Consider the following 23917-nt stretch of genomic DNA (forward strand, 5'->3'; position numbering starts at 1 on the left):
TCATGCCGAGTCGCTTTTTTGTGTTTTAAAATTGTTTTTGGCTATTTTGCAGGTCAAGCGAGTAGAGGCGCTTGGCCTTTTTTAAGTCCGCCGTTGTTTTGGCACCCAGAAGGGTCATGTAAAGGGGCAGTTGCTGCTGCCAAAGTCGGACTTCTTCTTCCAAGCCAGCCTGGCCTTTGGCCATCAAGGTCTGCAGGAAGTAGCCGGCCGAAGAGGTCAACTTGGCTCCGAGCATTAAGGAAGTTACCACGTCCTTTGCCGAACGGATGCCTCCAGTTGCAATGACCTGTGTATCAATCCCGGCTGCTTCGGCTGCTAGAAGGGATTCGACCGTAGACAGGCCAAAGGCCGAAAGGTCAATCGGATTCTCCTTTTGACGATCCCGGGCTTGTTCGATTTGAGCAAAGGAGGTGCCATTAGCACCACCAAGATTAATGGCGGCCGGCTTGAGCTCGGCTAATTGCTTCAAAAGATCTGGTCCCATGCCAAAGCCGACTTCTTTGATGATAACGGGGACTGGAGATTTTGCAATCACATCAGCCAGGTTATCAAGCCAGTAGAAGGCGCGGTCTCCCTCGGCCATGGCGATTTCCTGACCAAGGTTGACGTGTAGTTCGATGGCGTTGGCATCGATCATGGCAACGGCCGCTTTCACGTTTTCAATGGGATGGTCGGCGCCTAGGTTCGCAATTAAAAAGCCGTCCGGGTTCTTTTTTCGAACAACGGAGAAGGAGTCGGCCTGCTGGCTATCCTTTAAGGCCACCGATTGCGAACCAACCGCCATGGCAATCCCAGTGTTTCGAGCCACAGTCGCCAAATCGGCGTTGACCCGCTTTGTGGCTTCTGAGCCACCGGTCATCGCTTCAATGTAAAAGGGCCAGTCAAAAGTCTGGTCAAAGAGCTGAACGGATGGATGAACTTCACTGACGGCCAGGTCCTTTAGGGGACTTGGTAGCCAGCGAACATCGTCAAAGGAAGGGCCGATGACAGGGGTTTGCTGGTCCCGCCAGAGCTTGGTCGCCAGTGACAGGTGTTCGTTTTTTCGATTGGAGTGGGGCGTTTGCATGGCAAAAGGACCTCTTTTTTTTAATCAATGACGGTTAGGCCGGCCACCCGGGCGGCCGTTTTCATAGGGAAAAGGGAGTGGGCTTGATCACCAACGACAAAGCCGTTATCGCCAAAGCCGGCACCGGAAATCTTACCAGCCAAATCAAGACGGTCTAACAACTGCAAGAAAGTAGCCAGTTTTTCAGTCTGGTAGCCCTCTGGCAAAGTCTCAATCAAGAGCTGCTGGTTCTCGTTCAAGGCCTTCTTTAGCGCCTCGTAGTCGCTGGCCTCGATGGCTTGCTTAACGGCTAAAACGGCTTTTTTAGAAGGCTCGAAGAGTGGAGCTAAATCAATCTTTTGCGCCAAGGCCTTCCGGGTGGAAGCCGGTTGCCGACTAGCCACAATGGCAAAGGACCAGTTGCTTGGCCACTCCAGCGCGTCGATTGCCAAAAGTGACCAATCCAAGTTAGTAAAGTCGCTTGGCTCAAAGGCCTTTTGATCAGCTAACCAAGCCGGTGCCTGGTAAAAAATCGTTTGGTTAAAGGCGGCCGTGGCAATGTCGCCAAGGGAACCGGACCCCTGCACCAGGTAGTGGGCAAAGGCGGCCTCTTTGAAAACGGCCAGGCGGTCGTCATCTTCTAAGTGGGCGGCGTGTAAGGCGAGCACGATGGCGACGGTCACAGCAGCCGAAGAGCCCAGGCCGAGCTTGCCTTCCTTGGCCTTCATCGAAGAGGAGATGGTCAGTTCGACGGTGGGCAGGTTGTCAAAGTCGAGTTGTTGCTGACTTTGGTAAAAGACGGCCATGGCAGCACGGACAAAGGTCCAGGAACCCGTTTCCAGGTCGGCTGCCCGAATGGCCGAAACCGCTGCCCAGGAAGTCTGGTAGGCTGCCTCGTACTGATCGGAACGGAGAATGATCTGACCCGTTGAGCCGGCTGAAAGGTTGGCTTCGATTTGAAGGCCCCGGTCGACGGGCGTGAGGACAGCGGGCTGGCCTGGTTTGGTAACGGCGTATTCGCCGGCTAGAAAGAGCTTGCCGGGAATGTGAAAGCGGTGTTTGTTATTCATAGGAAATTCCTGGTCCGGGTGTGGCGATGTCGAATTGAATCTTGCGGAAACGTTCAGCCAGGTAGGCCTTGATTTTAGGCGCCTGCTCCTGGTTGGTGATAATCTTGACGTTTGGCCCGGCATCCATCGTGGCATAGGCCAGGTAGCCTTCTTTACGGAGGGCCTTGACCTGTTCTAAGACCTTCATCGTGTCCTGGTTAAAGTAGGTGAAACGACGGTCTGTGGCCGTTAGGTTTAGGTCGTGCATGGCCAGGGCGTTTGCCTCGGCTAGCTGCCCAACCCGTTCAAGGTCGGAAGAAAAGAGGGCTTTCTTCATTTCAGCTAATTGCTGGGCAGATTCGTCAACCCAGGCTGCGTAATTCGGTGAAGTCTGGGCCCGACGCATGCCATCAGAGGAGGAGACTTTTTTCACCGTACCGGAAATCTTGCAGACGACAAGGGCGATTGGCAATTCGGGCGTCTTGAATTCCTTGGCGTAGGAGTCGGCGTCGTCCGTTCCCTTTTCCCAAATGGCAAAGCCGGGGAAGAAGGAGCGAGTGGCGGATCCGGAACCACGACGGGCCAGGCGGGAGAGTTCCTCTAGGGACAAATCCCAGTTGTTAAACTTGGCCACCGCAGCTGTCAAAGCCGCAAAGGAGGAAGCCGAGGAGGCTAGTCCAGCAGAAAGTGGGACCCGGTTTTCTGAAATGACACGCAGTGGGGGGAAGTCGCCCATTTCCTCGCGCAAGATGTTTAAAAATTGGTGGACCCGTTTGCCATCTTGGGGCAGCTCGTTAATCAAGAGGCTGTCTTCTGTGGCTTTTTCGACCCGGGTCTTCGTATAGTACTCATCTAAAGTCAAGGACAAGGAAGAGGTCGTGGGTAAGTTCAGTTTTGGGTCTGCCTTTCCCCAGTACTTGATGAAGGCGATGTTGGTATGGGCAATGGCCGTTTGGCCTTTTTTATCAGTCATGAGCGACTCCTCTTTTTGGGTGAAGGGTGGCGTTTTTGCTTACTATTTTAAAAAATGATGATGCTCTCAATTAAAGCGGTTGAATCCAAGTTTCTCGAGCACCGGCTTTAGCCAGGGCTCGGGCAATTTTTTCGGCCTCTTTGTCGTTTTCGGCCAGGGCAAACATGGCCCCGCCGATGCCTGATCCGGTTAGCTTAGCACCCAGTGCACCAGCCTCAAGGGCGGCAGCGACCAATTGGTCTAATTTGGGATGCGACACCTGCAGAGCCTGCAGGTCGTGGTGGGCCGAAGTGAAGATTTGCCCCAGCGTGACGGGGTCGTTTTCGACCAAGGCTTCCTTGACGGCGTAGGCTAACTTGCCTAAGTGACTGATGGCAGCCCAGCTTTCGTCATAGTGCTCTTTCAGCTGTTCCTTGACGATGTTGACGGCCCGGACGGTTTGTCCCCGCACGCCGGTATCGGCCAAGATCAAGGTGGCGTCCAGACTGGTTTCAAAAGTTGAGCAGCGGTGGTCTTGAAACCAAACCGGCTCCTCGGAAGAAACGGTTGCGGCATCAATGCCGGAAGGCGAACCGTGGGAGATGTTTTCGGCCAAAGTCGTGTAGTGCTGCAGCTTCTCTTCTGAAAGGGGCTTCTGCTGCCAGGCGAAAAAGGCGCGGGTGATGGCCGTCGCCAGGGCAGCCGAAGCGCCGAAACCGCGCTCCTGGGGGATGTTGGAGGCGACTTCGAGGAGGAAGCCGGACTCGCTTTGATCGTGATCCTTGAGGAGGGCGACAATCAGCTGGCGAATGCCTTCGAGATCAGCACCGAGGTCGCTTAATTCGATGGCCTGGCCAGACAAGATGATGGTCTGACTTTCTTCTAGTGATTGGAAGCAGGCGGTTACTTCGAGATTTAAGAGGGGGATGGCGACGGCCGGTTGTTGATAGACAACGGCGTGGTCGCCAATTAGGATGGCTTTGGCATGTGCTTTGCCGCTGCCATTAGCATGTTTTATCATATTTAAAGACTCCAATTAATTAAACATATTGTACCGCACAGTCCTAAGTAGTGTAAAATGGGACTAACCGGTGCTTTTCGATAAATTAGTAAATTTAAGGACTTTTCCGTATTTTTATAGAAAAGATTTTCGAAGAAGCACTTAGTGACTAGTGAAAGGAGACCTGATGAAAGAATCAGCCGCCTTTGTCATTGTTGATTTGGAAACGACCTCGCCGTCTGTTGAAAACGGTGGGCGAATCATCCAAATCGGGATGACCTTTGTGAAAAATAAAAAAATTGTGGAGCATTTTGATTCCTTTGTGAATCCGGCTCAACCCATCGATAAGAAGATTCAGCAGCTAACCCATATTTCGCCAAAAGACGTGCAAGACGCGCCATTCTTTGAAGAGTTGGCTCCATCTCTGCAGGCTCTGTTAAAGGGGCAGGTCTTCGTTGCCCACAACGTGAACTTCGACTTGCCGTATCTGAACGCCGAATTTGCCCGGGTTGGTCTCCCAGAGTTGGACTTGCAAGCCATTGATACGGTGCAATTAGCCCAGATTCTCTTCCCAACCGCACCGGGCTACCGCCTGTCCGATTTGACTGCCTACCTGAACCTGCCACTGGTCCAGGCTCACCGGGCCAATGCCGACGCCGAAGCGACGGCTCACCTGCTCTTTGCCATTTGGCAAAAGGCCCAGTCCCTGCCCGAAAAGACGAAGCGCACGCTGCTCTCCGTTGATTGGGGGCTGATCCGCCAGAGTCAGGACTTCTTGAAGATGGCCGCAAAATCAAAGGGGACCTTTGAAGAAAACGAACGGGTAGCCCTAGTACAAGAAACGGTTGAAAGACGCAAAAACCGCAAGCATCAGCGGAAAAACAAGGGGACTGAAACAACGAAGGCTCAGTCCTACCCAATCACCGCCGCTGGTAAAGTCGCTTTGCTCGGGTCCGACCTTTTGGTCGATGATGACCGCAACCAAGTCATGAACAAGGTTCACCGGCTCTTGGAAAGTGGTCAACGGGAACTGGCCGTCTTGCAAACGGCCCCACAATTGAAGAAAACGGTGACTTACTTGCTACCGCTCTTCTTTATGAAGGGCCGGAAGACCAATTGGCTGCTGAGCGATGACCTTTCGTTGATTGTCCACCAGAAGCGACTTTTGGCAGAGTTAGCCAAGTGGCTGCCCGAACAGGGACTGCGCTTTGCCTCGCTTTACCAGCCTTCGGGTTATTTGGACGAGCAGAAGTTCCGTTCGGCCATCAAGCGGGCCAAGGATAAGGGCGGAACCTTCTGGCAGGCCCAGATTCTGGTTTGGCTGTCCGAAACGCCGACGGCCGCCTTTGCCGAACTGCCCCGTGGGATTCGCTCCCACCCGGATTTGGCAGCGGTGGCAGCCGATGAAGAATCGGCCTCATTCCAAGCCGCTTATGAAGAAGCCAAGCAGGCCGACGTTGTACTTTCGACCTACGAAACCTTCTTTGCCTGGTCCAAGAAGCTCAATCTGGCCCAGGGGAAAAAGGAAAAGCCGGTCGTCATTTTGGAAAAGCCGGTCGGTCTGCAAGCCGCCATCCAAAAGAGCCTGGGGCTGACTTTGCCCCTTGGCTTTTATCAAGACCAGGTTGCAAGACTGGCCGATCAAGCCGCCCAGCTACCGGCAAAGGCCAGGGGCGTCTGGCAGGTCAACCTGCACAACTGGTCAGTGGCCTGCCAAAAGATTGATCGGGAGTTAAAGGAAAAGGAAGCCCTGCGAGCTGCAAAGGCTATCCTAGACCGACTGATAGCTATCGAAGAGCTAGCCGACAAGGAAGCCTTCTCAACCAAGTTGCTGGCCTATGACTTAAACGAAAAGCGGGCCAAGCTCACCTGGCTAGCGGCTCACCAGGAGACAATCAAGCAAACCTACTGGCAGATTGATGATGAAAAGAAGCAGCAGGACCTGACTTTTGCGGTGAAGGAGGGGCTGGTTTACCAGAAGTACTTCTTAAAGCAAATCAGTCAGTTACTGGTCATGGCTTCCTTTTATCCAAGTGACCTGAAGGACTTCTTAACGGACGCGCCAAAGGGGATTGTTCAAGAACAAGAGGGCCTACCCAAGCCAGACGAAGATCATCAGTTAAAGACGGTCTTATCTGCTGAGCGCAACGAAGACAAGCAAATTCAGGCGGTCTTTGCCGCTGGGCGTAAGCACTTGCTCTTCTTGGCCGAGGATTTCTCCTCCATGAAGCATTGGTACTATAAGCTTTCCAACCAGTATGGTGACCATTACGTCGTTTATGGTCAGGACCTGTCGGCTCCCTTGAAAAAGGCTGCCTGGCAGGCCTCTGGCGAAGAACGGTCCATCTTGGTAGCCACACCGGCCTTACTTTCTGAATTGGCCGAACAGAGCCTTCCTTTACCAGAGGTGGTGGTGTTGCCTAGAGCCAACCGTTGGCTCGATAAGGAGGCTTTGTTGCAGCTAATCATTGCCATGCAAAAGGATCCAAAATCCTTGTTGCTGGCCTCGCTTAGTCAAAAGCAGGCTAACTTTGTTCAAGACCACTTGAAGGTCTTGAATGCTGGCCGTCGAATTGCCAAAGTCGACAGTTTAAAAGACAGCAAATAACGATTGAAAAAGACAGTGAAAACTGTCTTTTTTTATTCTTTGTGGGAGCTGGTTGAGAAGTGGTGTCTGAGGGGAGGGCTGCTTTTAAAAGCTTTTTTGAATTTGCCTTGAAATCGCTGAATTTTAGCGGGATTAGCGGGCGATTTTTGCTATAATATTTAACAGTAGAGCAATTTTTTGAGAGGTCCTCATGGAAATACACGATAATTTACGGGTGAACATGGCGCGACCAAGGCGTTTTTCTTGGTCAAAGTTCTTCGTGATCGCCCTGACAATTTTCATCTTGCTCTTTGCCGCCTTCGCCTTTTACGCCTACATGGCCCTAAGGCCAATGGCAAAGGCCGAAAGCAACGTGCAGGCCGTGGTGAAGCAGAAGACCAGCCTGACCAATCTTCATGACATGACGGTCGACTACCGGGATGGCTCAACTTACGCCGTTTTGGGTAGTGAAAACGGCCAGTCCAAAGTTGCCATCATCCACGGTAAGGAAAAGAAGGTTCACGTCTTTGACTACGGCAATGGCTTGACGCGTAATCAAATCAAGCAGTTGTTGAAAAATGATTACCAGTCCAAGCGAATTTATTCGGCCAACCTATCCGAATACCAAAACACGCTGGTTTGGGAGCTCTCTTACCAGGCCAAGGACGGCAGCCTGAACTACCTAACGATTGATTACAAGAATGGAACGGTCTACCGGGCCGTGAACGGTATCTAAGATGGCCATCGATGAAAAACAATTTTCAAAGCGGGCCCAGGCGCTTCAGCCGTCCGCCACGCTGGCGGTCTCAAAGAAGGCCAAGGAGATGGCAGCTGCCGGTGAAGACGTGATTAATTTGGGGATGGGCGAGCCGGACTTTGAAACGCCAAAGCCGATTGCAGCGGCAGCGGTGGCGGCCATTCAATCCGGGCAGACCTCCTTTTACACGCCAGTGGGCGGCACCCTCTCGTTACGAAAAGGAATTGCGCAACTGGCTGAAAGGCTAACGGGACAAGAACTGTCAGCTAAGCAGGTGACGGTGACGACCGGGGCGAAGATGGCGCTCTATGCTTTGAGCCAGATTCTGGTTAATCCAGGGGACTTGGTCGTTGCAGCCAAGCCCTACTGGGTTTCGTACGCCGAACAGGTTGGGCTAGCCGGGGGCCGTTTCGAAGCCCTGGGCGACGACCGCTTTGGTAAGCTGACGGTGGCTGCACTGAACGCCTTGGACGAAAAGCCCAAGGTAATCTTGCTGAATAACCCGACGAATCCGTCCGGGGTCTTATACAGCAAAGCAGAACTCCAGGCCATTCTGGATTGGGCCGAAGCAGCCGACTGTTTCTTGATCGTCGATGAAATCTACGGCCGCTTGGTCTACAACGGTGCTCACTTTACTTCCGTCCTTTCTTTGGCTCAGTTAAATAATCGAAAGTTAATCGTTGTCGACGGGGTCTCCAAATCCTATTCGATGACCGGTTGGCGAATCGGGTGGGCCTTGGCGGACGAACAAATCATTGCCGAACTAAACAAGGTCCTTGGCCACATGACGTCGAATCCAACTGCCGTTGCTCAGGCCGCTGCCGAAGCGGCCGTGACCGGTGATCAGCAGATGGTAGAAAGTATTCGCCAGGTCTTCGAGAAGCGGTTGAATACGACCTATGCAGCCATTCAAGAGCTGCCGGGTCTGACCGTTTCCGACAAGCCAGAAGGAGCCTTCTACTTCTTTATTAAGATTGAAGATGAGCTGTTGAAGCGACTTCATTTGAATTCTTCTGCCGACTTTGCCAAGGTACTTTTGGAAGAAGAAAAAGTCGCTCTGCCAGCCGGTGAAGGCTTCGGCAAGCCAGGCTACCTGCGCCTGTCCTACGCAAAGGACCAAGCAGCCATTAACGAGGCGCTTAAGCGGATTAAACGCTTCATTACAAAAGACTAATTCCGGCCGTTTGGCCAGTAAACCACCGAAGGAGGAGGGGGTTTCCCCCGAGAGGATATGACAGAAGAACAAATTCCGACAATTCAAATTAAGGATGCACCAGAATACGTTGGCCAGCGGGTTAAGATTGGTGCTTGGCTGCGTAACAAGCGTGGCTCCGGTAAGATAGCTTTCTTGCAGTTGCGTGACGGCTCCGCCTTTTTCCAAGGAGTGGTTGCCAAAGCTGACGTGCCTGAAGACGTTTTTGAAACGGCTAAGGAACTGAAGCAGGAAACGTCCATGTACGTTTACGGTGTCATTCACGCTGATGAACGTTCCGCTTTTGGTTATGAAATCAAGATCGACAAGATTGACGTCATTGGCGAATCACACGATTACCCCATCACGCCAAAGGAACACGGAACGGAATTCCTCTTTGACGAACGGCACCTCTACCTTCGTCACATCAAACCCTTTGCAACCTTGAAGATTCGCAACACCCTGATTGCGGCCACTTACGAATTCTTCAACAAGGAAGGCTTCATTAAGTTGGATGCGCCCTTGTTGACGGGTTCAGCTCCTGAAGGAACGACCGAATTGTTCGAAACGGACTACTTCGGTCAAGATGCCTATCTGTCACAGACCGGTCAGCTTTACGCCGAAGCCGGTGCCATGGCCTTTTCAAAGGTCTTCACCTTCGGTCCTGCCTTCCGTGCTGAAAAGTCCAAGACTCGTCGTCACTTGACGGAATTCTGGATGATTGAGCCGGAAATGGCCTTTTACGACCAAGATGCTTCCATGGAATTGCAGGAACGCTACGTGGCCTTCTTGATTGAAAAAGTCCTGGAACAAAACGAGCAGGAATTGGACTTGCTTGGCCGTGACAAGGAACTCTTGCGTTCATACACACAATTGCCATTCCCACGTGTTTCCTACGATGATGCCATCAAGCTCTTGCAGGACAATGGTTTTGACGTGGAGTGGGGTGTTGACTTTGGTTCACCTGAAGAGACTTTCTTGGCTAACCACTTCTCAAAGCCTGTCTTTATCGTGAACTTCCCGAAGGCCATCAAGGCCTTCTACATGAAGCGCCACCCAGAACGCGAAGACGTTGTGATTTCGGCTGACTTGTTGGCCCCTGAAGGCTACGGTGAAATCATTGGTGGGTCCGAACGTGATACGGACTACGACTACTTGAAGCAACGGATCGAAGAAGAGGGTCAGAGCCTAGAAGACTACAACTGGTACCTGGACTTGCGGAAGTTTGGTTCCGTGCCGCACTCTGGCTTTGGACTTGGTCTGGAACGCATGGTGACTTTCGTAACTGGCGAAGAGCACATTCGGGAAGCCATTCCATTCCCACGAATGACGCACCGCTTGCGTCCTTAATCGAAAATCAAAAAGCGCCCAGGCAGGACTTGGGCGCTTTTCTACGAAAAGGGGTCGATGGATGGAAGAGAACGTCAAAACCTTATTAAACGCTGGACAGACCGCTGTCCACAATTATCTACTGAGCCATTACCGAGACATCGGTCTCGATAATGACGACTTGGTCATCTACTTACAAATCACCCGCCTGCAAAACCAGGGCGACCAGGCGAGCCCAAAGCTCTTGGCGGCCACGATGAAAGTCACCGAGCAGGCCGTTTCCGAACGGTTGAAGGGCTTTGTCCAACGGGACTTAATGACGGTCTCCAACCTTGGCAATCGCCAGGAGTACTTTGACTTTACCCCATTGTTTGACAAGCTCTTGTCCGGTAAGGCCGTCAAAGTCGATAACCCGGTTGTGTCAACTGGTGAGCAGAGCCGGCGCCAAGTTGTCCGTGTTTTGCAGGGCGAGTTTGGTCGACCTCTGTCGCCAATGGAGCTGCAGACGATTAACCAGTGGTTTGATATCGAACATTTTGATCCGAACATGATGGTCTTAGCGATTCGCGAAGCCATCGCTAATAACGCGCGGTCACTGCGCTACATTGAGAGTATCTTGATTAACTGGCAAAAGGCCAACCTGAACTCGGCCCAGGCCGTCCAACTGGAAAAGGAACGGCGACGCGGAGTGCACTACAATGCCAAGAGCCAATCGACGCAGAAGCAGGCGGCAGTAAAAAAGCAGCCAACGGTGCCCATCTTTAAGTTAGATGACCTGTAAGCTGCTGAATTCTTTGGCTATTTAATGACAATCGTGCCGTCTTCGTTTTGGTGAAAGCCTAAAACGGGCGTCGCCTTGTCAGCGATTAGGCAGAAGAGATTGGCCTTGTCGCCGACTTGTGAAAGTCTGGTTTGGGCCTGTTCGAGGGAGAGCGGGCGACCGCTCTTGTTCAGAACCAAGGCCACCTGGCTGTCATCTTCTAAAAAGCGCAGGGCCGTGATTGGCAGGATGTGGTCACGACTTTCATCGGATTGCCCGTAAAGGGGCGTTTGACCGTCAATGTAGGTTGTTAGCGAGAAGAAGTCAAATACATTCATAATAGCTTTATTATAAAGGAAAAAGATGGAAAAGAAATACACCATAATGGTTACGGTTGCGGCGGGTTTGGAATCCGTTGTCGGCCAGGAACTAAAAAACATGGGCTACGATGTCCGGGTTGATAACTACCGGGTCTTCTTCGAAGGAACCCAGGCAGACATACTCCGGGCCAACCTCTGGCTGCGGACTGCCGACCGTGTCAAAATCGTGATTGGTTCCTTTGAGGCCAAAACCTTTGAAGAACTCTTTCAGGGCATCAAGGCCTTGCCGGTCGAAGATTATCTGAACTATGATTCGGAATTTCCCGTGGCTGGCCGTTCGCAAAAGTCGGTTCTGCACTCGGTGCCAGACGTTCAATCAATCACCAAGAAGGCCATCGTTGAGAAGCTGCAAGAGGCTTATCACGTGCGGACCCGGCTGCCCGAAAACGGCTTCTTTGCCCAACTTGAAGTGATGGTTGCAAAGGACCAAGTTATGCTGGTCTTAGACACGACCGGTCCTTCGCTATTCAAGCGGGGTTACCGTGTCGAAAAGGGGGCGGCGCCTTTGAAGGAAAACTTCGCCGCTGCCCTGATTTTGCTGACTAACTGGAAAAAGGACTTGCCCTTTGTCGATCCAACCTGTGGATCTGGAACCCTGGCCATTGAAGCAGCCTTGATTGGCCGCAACCTGGCCCCTGGCTTGACGCGGACTTTTGACATCGAAAAGATGGACTGGTTTGACCAGGAGCTGTCCGATACGATTCGTGACGAAGCCGAGGACAAGGCCGATTACGAAAGTGAACTGGACATCCATGGTTACGATATCGACCCTCGCATGGTGGCGATTGCAAAGGAAAACGCCAAGCACGCTGGGCTTTCACAAGACATTACCTTTGAAACAATGGATTTGGCCGATTGGCGGCCGGAAAGTGAAAGCGGTGTCTTAGTCGCTAACCCTCCTTACGGTGAACGTCTGGGTGAGTTGGAGGAGGCCGAGAAACTTTACAAGGTGATGGGGGAACTCTACCGTCCCTTGACCCACTGGTCCAAGTACATTTTGACCTCCGATTTGTCCTTTGAAAAAGTCTACGGACAAAAGGCGACAAAAAAGCGGAAACTGTATAACGGTCAGCTGCGCGTTGACTACTTCCAATACTGGGCAAAACCCTTGGCTAAAAAATAATTTAAGCTAAATTGGTATAGTAAAATTCAACCAAGACAATTCAAAATTATCAAAAGATCGCGGGCGCGGTCTTTTTTTCTTTGATTAAAATTCCCGTGTGATTTCGAATTTCTTTTATTTATTTGAAAAACGGCCGGTCAATTAGTTTTTAAATATCAAGTTATTTATTATACATTGTAGACCAATCAGTCCTTTTAATTATCAAAAATTAAAAATTCTTGTTTTGTTTTTAAAATTTAATGCTATATACTGTAAGCAAGATTTTGAAAGAAAAAGAAAAGGATAAAGACATATGATGACGAAAAAGACTTTGTTTTCACTCGTACCAGATAAGAAGACTTGGTTATTGGCCTCCACGGTCTTGCTTTCGGCCGGCCTTTCGGACGTGCTGAAGAACCAGCACCGGGTTTCAGCCGACGAGCAAACCATGGAACAACCGTCAAAGGAGAGTGCCGGCCAGTTCTCACCAACTAATCCGACCGAAAAGAAAAGGTAAGAAGTTGGAAAAAATTTGGAAGAACAGGCGTCAGCTGCTGTTTCTAATGAACAGAAGGAAGACCAATCGAATCAGGCCGATCAAAAGGTCAGCGATTCGAACAAAGCTCTGTCAGTAGTAAGAACAGAAGACCAACCGAAAGAAAAGACGGAAGAAGCAACTGGCGATGCCGTTGGAGTGGCACTTGGTCAGTCCCATCAGCAGGACCAAGAAGTCTTACCAGCTTCTGACCTGATTGTGAGTGAGCGGAATAAGCGGGATCTGCAGGACGTTGCCCGGTCCATCATGACCATGGTGGAAGACAAGATTAAGCAGGCTTCGGGCCAGGCCCAAACGACTTCTTCGAATCCGAATAACGATCCACTGACGCCTTTGTATCAGGCAACCAAAACGAGTACTTACGAAGAATTAGTTACGGCTTTGGGAAACTTCTTGCCCAACTTTGCCCATCCTGGTGAGGGAACTTTGGACGTCAACCATGAACACGTGGATAAGCCAGGGGTGATGACTTTTGGTGTGCCAGATTACGCCTGGTTTGGTTATGGTAGCCAACGAAACGATTATTCCAACGTTTCCTACATGCGCTTAGTCACCGACAAGAGCTTTGTCCGTTCAGTGGCCGACCATCTTTTCTCCTTGTTGGGCACTCCTTATAAGGGAACGAAGACCAATTACATGCCTGAAAACAAGGCCCTGGCCTTTTCGGGTGGCTTCCCATTTTACGCCGTCATCCAATCGAGTAACGGTTCGCTCTTGAGCCCGACTTATTACTTTGGCCAGTTGAACCGGACCTTGCAAGCCATTACCAACCTCTTTACCTTTGGCTTGATTGATAACGAGTTGAATAACAACTATAACGACGGCCAATACGGAATTTATTTGCGTATGGAAGTACCGGACGGAACGGATCCGGACACCTTCGTGAAGACCTTGAACCTGAACAAGACGAAGTTTGGGGCGCAGATGGACTTTAACGTGAACCTGAGCATCGATGAAATTCTGAACCGAATTCCAGGTGTTCGGACCCTGGTCTCCTCATCGCTTGGTGTGCCAATTTCTGGTTACGCCGGCTCGATTGTTGATTACCTGCTCGGTTCGGTGATTGACCAGGTCAACGAGAAGTATGGAACCGATTTGAAAGTCCGTGGCGTCGACAGTCCCTTCTACCCAATCACTCTTTATCCAAAGGACATTAAGACCAATGTTCAAGAGGATCCGAAGGGGATTTACTTCCTCGTTCGTGGGGCGGAGCTGAAGGACTTTGATTCCCTTTATCTCCAGGCTAAAATTCTGCTGACAAAGTTCTTTATGAACGCCTTATCCTGGGGCGGTAACATCGTTGGTGGCGCCTATGGTTATCTGAACTTTGACATCGATCAATACCCGGGTAACCTGTCTTCAAAAGAGATGAAGAAGCTATATGGCAGTGCAGCTGACTCGAAAGTCTTGGCCGGCTTTGCCGACAACAGTCCCTTTAAGATTTTGACCCGTGGTCAGCTGCCACCACAGCCGGGTGGCCAATTGCAATTAGCGTGGAATTCAATCGATGCCAACGCCATGCTGTCGAAAGAAAGTCAGTACTATGATCATGGGGACCTCGGCCGTGATTTAGCCGTTGATCGCAACAAGATTCATGATAATCAGATGGTCACTGACAGTATTACCACCTGGCGGGCTTACATTTCACCCTTTGATCAAATGGGTGACTATAATCAAAAGGCCATTGCTTCATCCGTTGCCGAATTTGAGGAAGTCAAGGGCGTTGACCGGGTGCTTCCAGGACGTGATTTAGATCACCGAGAACTGGTCTTTTCAGCCGGTGAATCCTTCTATCAGGAACGAGACCGCTTTGACCGCGTGATTGATTACTTTGACGGCAAGGTGCTGCTGGATGGCCAGGGTGTTCATCCAACAGATAAGGTCAAAAATGTGCATCTGGTCAAGTCCCTTGATCCAGAAGGGCGTTTTACTAAGGAGAGCGACTTTGCCATTTATGACCGGGCCTTTACCGTTTACTACAGCGGTGATATGGAATTAGCTAATGGCAAGCGGATTGCGCTGCGACCAACCAAGGTTTCGGTGACGCAAAAGTCCGGGGCGGTCAACCATGAGCAGGTCAACAACCGAATCCAGGCCTATGGACAAGTGGCTAAACAGGCCCGCTTTATCCAAAAGACCGTCGAAAATTTGACTCCTAAGCTGGCTGACTACCACGTGGCAAACGTGACCCACCTCTTACATGAGCGTTTAGTGGTTGCCAACCAGGCCATCGAATTGGCTAAAACCAAGGAAGAATGCGCCATTGCTGCCGACGTTGCCATTAAGGAATTAGTCAAGATTCAAGAAGAGGCCGTCCGTCACCATGACTTGGATACCGCCATTCAGCAATCGGCCCGTCAGTTGGGGCAGGTGGCCGTGGTGAAGGCCGCCTTTAATGAGAAAATTAACATTTCTGACGCCAGTGAACTGGCTAAGTCGAAATTGGCTAGCCTGCATGAGCAGGTACAGGTAGTGAAGGAAAACGTTGTCTCCAAATTGGCCAAGCTTGTCCAAGTTGATGAACAGAGTGGCCGTCTGAAGCGTTCAACCGGCCGTTCCCTGTCGGAAATCTTAACCGAAATTGAACGAGAAACAGCGGCTGGAATTCGCGAGATTAACAACATCTACATTCCAACTGCCATTCGTGACAAAGCCGTTGCTGAATTGACTGAAAGTGCCGACGAACGGAAGCAGGTCTTTGAAAAGATTGCCTTTGTCGATCCAGTAAGCCTGAAGCGATAGTCGAGCTTGGTTCAATCGAACGTGGAACTTTACGAGCGACGGATTCGAACGGCTAAGACGATGGAAGAAATTGATGCAGCAAAGGAAAAGGGTCTTACGGCCATTGATCACGTTGCCGAACCAATCCGTCAAGAAGGCTATGAAGATGCGACAAAGCTGGACCGTGATACGGCCAAGGCTGCTCTGCAAGATTCTGCCGATCAAAAGACAAAGGCCTTTTCCGCCATTGAACACGTTGATGCCGATTCCTTGAAACAGCAGTTAACGACTTTGGCTGAAATGCTGGCCGATGCAAAGCAGGAAATTGACCAGGTCAAGACCAAGGGCGAGGTGAAGGCAGCCCTGAAGCACGGCTTAGCCATGCTGGACACGGTTACCGAGCCGGAACTCGAATTGGCCTACCAGGCCGTTGATGCCATTTCCCGTCAAAACGCCCGCGACGCCATCGATGCGGCTGCAAAGAACAAGCAGGCTTCGATGAACAAAGTCGCCCATGTTGATCAAGAGTCTTTGACAGAGCAGAGCACGCTCCTGCAAGAGATTGTGACGGCTGCCGCCAAGTCCATCGACGAAGCCGTTAACATGGCGGTCTTACGGGATGCCTTGACCAAGGGGCTTTCCGACATCGATAGTCTTGCCGATCCCGTTCGGGAGGCAGCTTACCGAAAGCCGGCCGTAGCTGATCAAGAAGCGGCTAAAAAGACTTTCCAGGAAGCTGTTTCTGAGAAGAAGGATGGCTTTAGTCAAATCGACGGCGTTGATGAAGATGGTTTGAACCAGGCCAAGGCCAGTCTCGATGGCATTTTGAAGGATGCCTTGGATGCGGTTAACCAGGCCAAAACGGCGGCAGACTTGGAGAAGGTCTTCCGCGATGCCTTGAATAAGATTGACCAGGTACCGGTACCTGCCGTGATTGAGGGAAAGCAAAGCGCGACGGACGAAGATCGTGACAAGGCGGTTAAGAAGGTTCAGGCTGCTGCAGCTAAGAAGCAACAAGATTTTGACCAGACTGCCCACGTCGACGCCGAATCCTCCAAGCAGCAAAAGAAGGCCATTGAACGGGCCGTTCAAAAGGCCATCGATGCTATTAATCAGGCAAAGACCAAGGATGACTTGGCCAAGACTTTGGCAGACGCCTTAGCAGCCATTGACCAAGTGGCGGCACCGAAGTTAGAAAAGGCCTATCGTCCGGTTAGCGAAGAAGCAAAGGCCGATGCCCACACGACTTTGAACCAGGCAGCGGCAGATAAGAAAGTCGCCATGGCTGGCGTCGAGCACGTTGACGCCAACTCGCTTGCAACACAAAAGGGCCTGGTCGATGACTTGTTATCCGATTACGGTCAACAAATTGACCAGGCTAAGCTGGAAGGCGACTTGCAAACAGCCCTCCAGAACGGCTTGGACGCCATTCAAAACGTGGCGGCACCGAGTCAAGAAGAAAGCTATCAACCGGCTAATGACAAAAAGAAAGCAGAAGCCAAGCAGACGATTGAAGCGGCCGTTGCTGAAAAGAAGCGGGCCTTTGAAAGCGTTGACCATGTCGATGCCGACAGCCTAAAGAAGCAGGAAGACGAGCTGACAACAATCCAAGAAAAGGGAAACAAGGCCGTTGATGAGGCTGATTCAAATGGTGCTGTTGACCGAAGCGTGGCCGATACTTTGGCCGAGCTGGGGCGGGTTGCAGAACCAGTACTGGAAGCCAACTATCAACTGGCTTCGGAGTTAATGAAGGACATGGCGAAGCAGGCTCTGGTTTCCGAAGCGAAGGCGCAAGAAGAACGCTTTAAGGGAATTGCCCATGTTGATGAGGACGATTTGAAGCAGCAGGTTAGCCTTTTGCAAAAGGTCTTGCAAGAAGCAGTGGCTGGGGTTGATCAAGCAAAGACACGCGGGAATGTGAAGCAGGCAGTTGAGAACGGCCTGGCCGCCATTGATGCCATCGCCGATCCAGTTGTTCAAGCCGATTATTTGCCAGTTTCTGATGATGAGCGTCAGGCGGCTTTGGACCTCTTGGACCGGGCTTTGGTGCATAAGCAGCAAGACTTTGACAAGATTGCCCACGTTGTCCAAGATAGTTTGGCTGAACAGAAGCAAATTCTTGCTCAGGCAGCCGACCAAGCAAAGCAGGAAGTATCCAAAGCGACGATTCATAGTGAGCTGGCCACTGCCTTGGACCGTGGCCTGAAGGCCATTGCAGCCGTAGCCGATCCAGCCATTGATTTCGTTTACCAACCGGCCGATCCGGATTCAAAGGATGCGGCGAACCAGGGAATCGATGATGCCGCCAAAGTCAAGAAGGACGGCTTTGCAAGCACTGACGGCGTGGATGAAGCATCCGCTAAGAAACAGGCGGATGCCGTTGACCAAGCTGTTTTGGATGGTAAGAAAGCGGTGGCGGCTGCCGGTAATCTGGGGGAGTTGGAAAAGGCTTTCCGCGATACATTGTCCGCTATCGATAAAGTCCAAGCACCGGCCGTTATTGAAGAAAATCAGACGGCAACGACTGCTGATAAGGAACAGGCCAAGCATAAGTTGCAAGTGGCGGTCACAAACAAAAAGACGGCCTTTGAAGCGATCGAGCACGTTTCTTCCGATAGTTTAGCAGTGCAGAAGGGACTGCTTAATCAGGCCGCAAGGGATGGCGAGCAAGCCATTGACCATGCAGTTACCAAGGGGGATGTGGCGAGTGCCTTACAGAAGGCCCTTGCAAAGGTCAACCAGGTCAGCCAACCAAGTTTGGAAGCCCCTTACCAACGGGCGAGTCAGGCTGAAAAGAACCGGGCCATTGCCCTGATTTACCAAGCCGTTGACCGGAAAACGAAGCGCTTCGAAGGAATCGACCATGTTGATGCCGTTAGCCTGAAAGTGGCCAAACAAGCCCTTGCTAGTGCTGAAAGCACGGCTGTTTCCGCCATTCAGGACGCAGCGACTCGCGGTGCCGTTGATCAGGCTTTGAGTCAGGGATTGGCTGCCATTAATGGGGTCAAGACGCCACAGATTCAACGGGCCTTCCAAGCGGCAACGGACGAGAACCGTGAACAAGCCGTTCAAGTTGTCAAAGCCGTAGGTGAAGCCAAGGTAAAGGCCTTTGAGGGCATCGCCTATGTTGATCGCGATTCCCTAGAGCAGGCCAAGCAAACGGTGCACGGCATTGTGGACAAAGCCGTTCAGGACATTGCGGCCAGTCAGACAAAGGGCGACTTGGATGCTGTGGTCAGCAAGGCGGTTGATCAGATTAGTTTGGTTGCCGATCCGACTGTTGATGCACGCTATGCACCGGCTGATGAAAAGCAGCGTAAGCTTTATCAGCAGCTACTGAGGAACCGGGCGCTTTCAAAAGAAGTTGCCTTTGAACAAATTGCCCACGTCATGGTCAGCAGTTTGGCTCAGCAGAAGCAAGAAGTTGAAAGGGTCTTGGAAAACGCGCTGCGGGAAGTTCGTATCGCTGAAACGGGTGGTGAACTGAATCGGGCCTATGAGAGCGGTGTCTTTGCCATTGATCAAGTGGCTGAACCAAGCTTAGAACTTGATTTCCGTGCGCCAACGGATCAAGACTTACGCCAGACCAAGGCGACTTTGGAGCAGGAAGGACTGAAGCGAAAGCTGGCCTTTAAGGCCGTTAAACGGGTCGATCCAAAGAGCTTGGTTAAGCAAGAAGCAGCGGTCGATGCCCTCGTGGCCGAACGGACAAGACTCTTTGACCGGATGAAGACCCGTGGTGAATTAGGACGGGCCTTCCAGGATGCGATTCGGGCGGTCAAGGCGATTGCCTTACCAGCGGTTTTGCCTGAAGACCAGACACCGAGTCAGCAGGAACGGGCTAACGCCAACCAAAGCTTACAGGAAGCATTTGATCAGCGGACAAAGGCCTTTGAGGGCATTGCCCATGTCGATCCAGTTGAGTTGGTTATTGCAAAGCAGATGCTACAAACTGAATTTGACAAAGCAAAGGATGCCATTTCTGAAAGTCAGACGAAGCAAGCCTTGCACGAGGCCTTGGCCGATGGTTTGGCTAGCCTTAACCAGGTGGCAGAACCCGGCTTAGAAGCCGATTACCGGCCGCTGACAAGTCAAGCAAAGAACCGGGCCATTACCGGTTTGACGGGCTTGGTTGACCAGCGAAAGGAAAGCTTTGCAGGACTCCTTGGCGTTTCACCGCTCTCCTTAAACAAGCAGGAGGGGCAGCTCGACCGTGCCCTCGCACACAGCAAGAACAGCATCTTAGCCTTGCGCCGTCAGGGTGAATTGTTACCAGCCGTTTTGACTGGACAAGAAGAAATCAAGGCCGTGGATGAACCAGATTTGCTTCGGGCCTACCAGCTGCCGACTGCTGAAGACCGTCAACAGGCCCTCGACCGTTTGGCGGCCAGTGCCGATGAAAAGAAGCGTAACTTTGACGAAATGGTTGGCGTTCAGCCGGAGTCACTGAAAACTCAAAAGGCGAAAGTCGACCAGGTTGAAGAAGACTACGGTAAGCAACTTCAAGAAGTTCAAACCGTGATGAATCTGGACACGACTTTGTTAGAAGGGCAAGACAAGATTCACCAAGTCGAAAGCCCTGTGTTAGACCGTGATTACCGTCCTGTAACGACCGCTGACCTGGCCGCTGCCAAGAAGGAAGTCGAAGCAGCTGCCAAGAAGCGCAATGCCGATATGGTGGCCATTGACGATGTTGATCCAGACAGTCTGACTGCCCAGCAAAACAAGGTGAACCAGTTGTTAAGCACCTATGAGCCAACGCTTGACCAGGCCAAGACACTGGGTGAACTTGCCCGGACTAAGAACATTGTTTTGGCTCTGATCGAAACCGTCAAGGATCCGGAACTGCAGGCAGACAACTATAGCTTCGACTATTCAAACAGTCAGCCAGATGCAAACGCGGTTACTGACCGTGACGAAGCGGATGACGAATCCACGACTGTCCTTGGAGAAACGGGGCAGGGGGCTGACTCGTCGAAAGCGACTAACACAGTCTCTGGCGATGCTGATGCTGCAGTGGCTAGTCAGGAAGAAAGTGCAAGCCGTGAAGAAGACAGTGGAACCAATGGAAAGCCGGCAAGAGAAGCGGGTGATCAGCCGCTTTCTGAAGATGCGTCGGCACTTCCAGAAGATGTGCCGGCTGATTCCGCCGCCAAAGTCTCGCCAATGCTTGCAGCTGAGGAGCAAGAAGGCAAGTCGGTTGATATCAAGCCAAACGCTTCAGCAGCTACCATGCCGGAAACGGCCAAGGTTCATGAGCAAAAGCGGAGCGGGGCCTTTGCCCTCCTTGGCATGACCTTCCTATCGACTTTGGCCTTTGTGAAATCGGGTCGCTCAAAGGAATGATTTGATTAAAGAAAGGCTTTTAATAAAGCGAGGTCCAACCCTGAATAAAAGGGGGTGGGCTTTTCTTTTTGGCGGCTTTTTCACCCTTGCTGGAGGGAGCCTTTTTCTCTTTCACAAGTTCTTTTAATTTCTGGTGGAAGATTCGAATTTCTAGTGCTATAATTGCACTTTGATGATTGAGAAGAAAGGAGCCGCACGTTTTATTTGAAGCGTGCAAAGAAGAATTATGCCAGCAGTATACATGCGCCGCGCGAAGGCTCGCGACATTGATGAAATTGTCGAGATTTTACAAACAGCCAAAGGTTTTTTGAAGGAACAGGGACTGGACCAGTGGCAGGGTGACTACCCAAACGCCAACACGGTTCAAGAGGACTTGGACAAGCACCAGGCCTTTGTTTTGATGGTCGGTGATCAGGTTGCCGGTTACGCCGCTGCCTTTGAAGGGGAAGACCCACTTTACACGGCTTTGGAAGACGGCTCTTGGTTGAAGGAAGGCCACGATTACGCCTCCCTTCACCGGGTGGCCATGTCGGATAAGTTCCGTGGTCAGCGATTGACTCCCCGTTTCATTACGGCATTGATTTCATATTTCTACGCACAGGGCGCCCGTGATTTCCGAATTGATACACACCCTGGCAACCTTCCAATGCAAAAAGTCATTGCTAACAACGGCTTTGAACAGCGTGGAACGGTTCACATGGAAGAAGCCCCACACATTTCAACTGCACGTTGGGCATACCAACTCTTGATTGAAGACGAAGATTAATAAAAAAGCTCCCTTGGTCACATGACCGAGAGAGCTTTTTCTATTGTTGGTTTAATCTTTGCCAGGCAAGCTGATGGGGACCCTTGTTCTGACCATCTCTGACCCAAACGAAAAAGGTGAGTTCCGGATTGGGTAGCAGATCCAAAATGGCGTCGACCTCTTCTTGATAATGCTTGGCATAGCGCTTTTGCAAAGAGGAGACGAGTAGCTTGGAATCGGATTGAATTTCGATTAGTGAGCCGTCTTTGAGTTCTTCTTGAACTTGTTTTAGCCCCCAGATTAAGGCTAAGAATTCAGCCTGGTGGTTATCTTGGCAGGGGGGTAGCGGCCCCTTTAGTGCCTGCTGGATTTTATCTTTGACAAAGACGATGCCTGCGGCCGCTTCTTTCGTATCCTGACGAAAGGCGGCGTCCGTTTGGATTTGAATCATGCTTTTCTCCTGTTATTTACCAGTCTAACCATAACAGAAGCAGTCGGAAAATGGTAAAATAAGAAGAGTAAATTCTGCTGAAAGGGTGTTTTTGATGAAAGCCAAGTTCTATTATCAACCAATATCGGATTGGGCGAAGATGGGTGAACTCCTCTTACTTTGCCTGCTTTTCATTAGTCCCATTTGGGCATCGGAGCTTTTCTACAATGTGAATGGCTACTGGCTGGCCTATACTTTGGTCATTGTGGCTTTGTACGTCCTGCTCTTTTTCAGCCGCTTTGTCATGATCCAAGACGGGACTTTCACCTTACACCGGCTCTTCTTGAAAAACGTTCAGATTGATCTTCGCCGATCATCTGCCAAGCTGGCTTTTGGCCAGCACAGCGTCAGGATTCAGGACGAAAACCAGCAAGTAATCTATCTCTTTCTCAGTAAAAAAGCCATCCAAACGTTAAAGGAAAACAGCAATGGGCAAAACCATGAAGATCACAATTAAAGAGGGCGGCAAGCGCCTCGATGCCGCCCTAGTAATGGCCGGACTGGAACAGTCCCGGTCGACTTTGGCCAGTTGGATTAAGGACGGACAGGTGCTCGTTAACGATGCACCGGTCAAGAGTTCCTACAAGGCCAAAGCCGGTGACCAAGTCAGCATCACGGTTCCCGAGACCAAGGAAACGAGTCTTGAGGCCGAAAATATCCCGTTAGACATTGTCTATGAAGATGATGATTTAATCGTCGTCAACAAGCCCCAGGGCATGGTTGTTCACCCGGCGGCAGGACACGCGACCGGGACTTTGGTGAACGCTCTTTTATACCACGCACCACTTTCAAGCATTAACGGGGAATTCCGTCCGGGAATCGTCCACCGGATTGACCGGGATACCTCTGGGCTCTTGATGGTTGCTAAAAACGACCAGGCCCACCAAGCCCTGGCCGAAGAACTGAAGGCCCACAAGACCGAGCGCTACTACTATGCCTTGGTGAAGGGAAACTTTACAGAGGACGAGGGGACGGTCGACGCACCGATTGGTCGCCATCCAAAAGATCGCAAGAAACAGGCCGTTGTGCCGGGTGGTCGCGATGCCGTGACCCACTTTAAAGTCCTCGAACGCTTCGACGGCTTTACTCTCCTGCGTCTGGCCTTAGAAACCGGTCGGACCCACCAGATCCGTGTCCACATGCAATACATCGGTCACTCAGTCGTCGGGGATCCAACTTATGGCCACCAGCAAAAGATTGCTGGCATGACCTTAAAGGGACAGCTTTTACACGCTAAGACCCTGGTGTTAACTCATCCGACAACAAAGGAAACGATGACCTTTGATTCGGATTTGCCAAAGACTTTTGAACAGGTCTTAACGGCGTTACGAACAGAACAAAAGCAGTAAGCAAGGAAGTGAAAGGAAGAACCATGGCAAATAAAATTGTTTTAGATCAAGCCTCCATGCAACGAGCCTTAACGCGAATTACTTATGAAATTTTGGAACACAATAAGGGTGGCCAAAACCTGATTTTGGTTGGGGTGAAAACCCGTGGCGAATACCTGGCCCACCGGATTGCCGACCGTTTGGAACAGCTGGAAGGCGTTCAGATTCCGGTCATGGCCATCGACATTTCGGACTACCGCGACGACCGTTTGAACAAGCACAGCAAGCTTGGCTTGGATGAAGAAGACCAGGTCAACATTATTGATAAGAACATTGTGCTGGTCGACGATGTCTTGTTCACGGGTCGCACGACTCGTGCGGCCTTGGATGCCCTGATTCAAATTGGTCGTCCAAAGACGATTTCACTGGCCGTTCTGATTGATCGTGGTCACCGTGAATTGCCAATTCGGGCCGACTTTGTGGGAAAGAATATCCCAACGGCCCAAAACGAAAAGATTCAGGTTAAAGTCAAGGAAATTGACGAGGTTGACGAAGTGGAAATCGTCCACTAAGCTGAC

Annotated in this window: 19 protein-coding genes; 13 read left to right on the top strand and 6 right to left on the bottom strand. The window is 51.2% G+C overall.

Translation table 11 applies throughout. The annotated features are described in order from the left end of the window. Nucleotides 1-25: 25 nt before the first annotated feature. The 4 genes from fni to mvk all read right to left on the bottom strand — a co-directional run bounded on the left by fni (nucleotide 26) and on the right by mvk (nucleotide 4067). The gene (gene fni / locus G6R28_RS01265) at nucleotides 26-1066 is read right to left on the bottom strand and encodes a type 2 isopentenyl-diphosphate Delta-isomerase (RefSeq protein WP_213792431.1); all 1041 of its coding nucleotides are present in this window, start codon (nucleotides 1064-1066) and stop codon (nucleotides 26-28) included. Nucleotides 1067-1086: 20 nt separating this feature from the next. Further along, complete coding sequence (locus G6R28_RS01270) at nucleotides 1087-2115, bottom strand: mevalonate kinase family protein (RefSeq protein WP_213792432.1); 1029 nt, start codon at nucleotides 2113-2115, stop codon at nucleotides 1087-1089. After that, complete coding sequence (gene mvaD / locus G6R28_RS01275) at nucleotides 2108-3067, bottom strand: diphosphomevalonate decarboxylase (RefSeq protein ID WP_213792433.1); 960 nt, start codon at nucleotides 3065-3067, stop codon at nucleotides 2108-2110. The genes G6R28_RS01270 and mvaD overlap by 8 nt, the downstream gene beginning before the upstream one ends. 70 nt (nucleotides 3068-3137) lie before the next feature. Beyond that, nucleotides 3138-4067 carry a mevalonate kinase gene (mvk, locus tag G6R28_RS01280; RefSeq protein WP_213792434.1) on the bottom strand — a complete coding sequence of 310 codons (930 nt, stop codon included), beginning with the start codon at nucleotides 4065-4067 and terminating at the stop codon, nucleotides 3138-3140. A gap of 166 nt (nucleotides 4068-4233) precedes the next feature. Between mvk and G6R28_RS01285 the strand changes: the two genes are divergently transcribed. The 5 genes from G6R28_RS01285 (at nucleotide 4234) to G6R28_RS01305 (ending at nucleotide 10692) form a co-directional block, all read left to right on the top strand. Further along, nucleotides 4234-6654, top strand: coding sequence for an exonuclease domain-containing protein (locus tag G6R28_RS01285; protein WP_213792435.1), 2421 nt, complete (start codon nucleotides 4234-4236; stop codon nucleotides 6652-6654). A 190-nt stretch (nucleotides 6655-6844) separates the two neighbouring features. Next, nucleotides 6845-7369 (top strand): hypothetical protein, encoded by a 525-nt coding sequence (locus tag G6R28_RS01290; protein WP_213792436.1) that lies wholly within the window; start codon nucleotides 6845-6847, stop codon nucleotides 7367-7369. Between the two features lies 1 nt (nucleotide 7370). Next, nucleotides 7371-8564 carry a pyridoxal phosphate-dependent aminotransferase gene (locus G6R28_RS01295; protein ID WP_213792437.1) on the top strand — a complete coding sequence of 398 codons (1194 nt, stop codon included), beginning with the start codon at nucleotides 7371-7373 and terminating at the stop codon, nucleotides 8562-8564. Nucleotides 8565-8621: 57 nt separating this feature from the next. Continuing rightward, a complete protein-coding gene (gene asnS, locus G6R28_RS01300; RefSeq protein ID WP_213792438.1) occupies nucleotides 8622-9932 on the top strand; it encodes an asparagine--tRNA ligase in 1311 nt (436 codons plus the stop codon). 61 nt (nucleotides 9933-9993) lie between these two features. Then, nucleotides 9994-10692, top strand: a complete 699-nt coding sequence (locus G6R28_RS01305) for a DnaD domain protein (RefSeq protein WP_213792439.1) — start codon at nucleotides 9994-9996, stop codon at nucleotides 10690-10692. Nucleotides 10693-10709: 17 nt separating this feature from the next. Here the strand turns inward: G6R28_RS01305 and G6R28_RS01310 are convergent, their stop codons facing one another. Then, the gene (locus G6R28_RS01310) at nucleotides 10710-11009 is read right to left on the bottom strand and encodes a hypothetical protein (protein WP_213792440.1); all 300 of its coding nucleotides are present in this window, start codon (nucleotides 11007-11009) and stop codon (nucleotides 10710-10712) included. Between the two features lie 25 nt (nucleotides 11010-11034). Here G6R28_RS01310 and G6R28_RS01315 point away from each other — a divergent pair, with 25 nt between their 5' ends. From G6R28_RS01315 to G6R28_RS01335, 5 genes are all read left to right on the top strand, one after another. Continuing rightward, entirely contained in the window at nucleotides 11035-12174 is a 1140-nt protein-coding gene (locus tag G6R28_RS01315; protein WP_213792441.1) for a THUMP domain-containing class I SAM-dependent RNA methyltransferase, read from the top strand. 292 nt (nucleotides 12175-12466) lie between these two features. Further along, complete coding sequence (locus tag G6R28_RS01320) at nucleotides 12467-12670, top strand: hypothetical protein (RefSeq protein ID WP_213792442.1); 204 nt, start codon at nucleotides 12467-12469, stop codon at nucleotides 12668-12670. Between the two features lie 15 nt (nucleotides 12671-12685). Continuing rightward, nucleotides 12686-15451, top strand: a complete 2766-nt coding sequence (locus G6R28_RS01325) for a hypothetical protein (protein WP_213792443.1) — start codon at nucleotides 12686-12688, stop codon at nucleotides 15449-15451. A 6-nt stretch (nucleotides 15452-15457) separates the two neighbouring features. After that, entirely contained in the window at nucleotides 15458-20776 is a 5319-nt protein-coding gene (locus G6R28_RS01330) for a DUF1542 domain-containing protein (RefSeq protein ID WP_213792444.1), read from the top strand. A 226-nt stretch (nucleotides 20777-21002) separates the two neighbouring features. Continuing rightward, nucleotides 21003-21542: a GNAT family N-acetyltransferase gene (locus tag G6R28_RS01335; RefSeq protein WP_238479217.1), complete on the top strand. Its 540-nt coding sequence runs from the start codon at nucleotides 21003-21005 to the stop codon at nucleotides 21540-21542. A gap of 40 nt (nucleotides 21543-21582) precedes the next feature. Here G6R28_RS01335 and G6R28_RS01340 read toward each other — a convergent pair whose 3' ends face one another. Next, nucleotides 21583-21972 (bottom strand): ribonuclease HI family protein, encoded by a 390-nt coding sequence (locus G6R28_RS01340; protein ID WP_213792445.1) that lies wholly within the window; start codon nucleotides 21970-21972, stop codon nucleotides 21583-21585. Nucleotides 21973-22066: 94 nt separating this feature from the next. On the opposite strand from G6R28_RS01340, the gene G6R28_RS01345 reads away from it, so the two are divergent. The 3 genes from G6R28_RS01345 to pyrR are packed head-to-tail and all read left to right on the top strand — an operon-like array spanning nucleotide 22067 to nucleotide 23911. Beyond that, nucleotides 22067-22468 carry an EbsA family protein gene (locus G6R28_RS01345; RefSeq protein ID WP_213792446.1) on the top strand — a complete coding sequence of 134 codons (402 nt, stop codon included), beginning with the start codon at nucleotides 22067-22069 and terminating at the stop codon, nucleotides 22466-22468. Continuing rightward, nucleotides 22440-23360 (top strand): RluA family pseudouridine synthase, encoded by a 921-nt coding sequence (locus tag G6R28_RS01350; protein ID WP_213792447.1) that lies wholly within the window; start codon nucleotides 22440-22442, stop codon nucleotides 23358-23360. The genes G6R28_RS01345 and G6R28_RS01350 overlap by 29 nt, the downstream gene beginning before the upstream one ends. Before the next feature lie 23 nt (nucleotides 23361-23383). Further along, nucleotides 23384-23911: a bifunctional pyr operon transcriptional regulator/uracil phosphoribosyltransferase PyrR gene (gene pyrR, locus G6R28_RS01355; protein ID WP_213792448.1), complete on the top strand. Its 528-nt coding sequence runs from the start codon at nucleotides 23384-23386 to the stop codon at nucleotides 23909-23911. Nucleotides 23912-23917 lie beyond the last annotated feature (6 nt).

It is taken from the genome of Fructobacillus papyrifericola (assembly GCF_018437235.1).
In the GTDB taxonomy this organism is placed as follows: domain Bacteria; phylum Bacillota; class Bacilli; order Lactobacillales; family Lactobacillaceae; genus Fructobacillus; species Fructobacillus papyrifericola.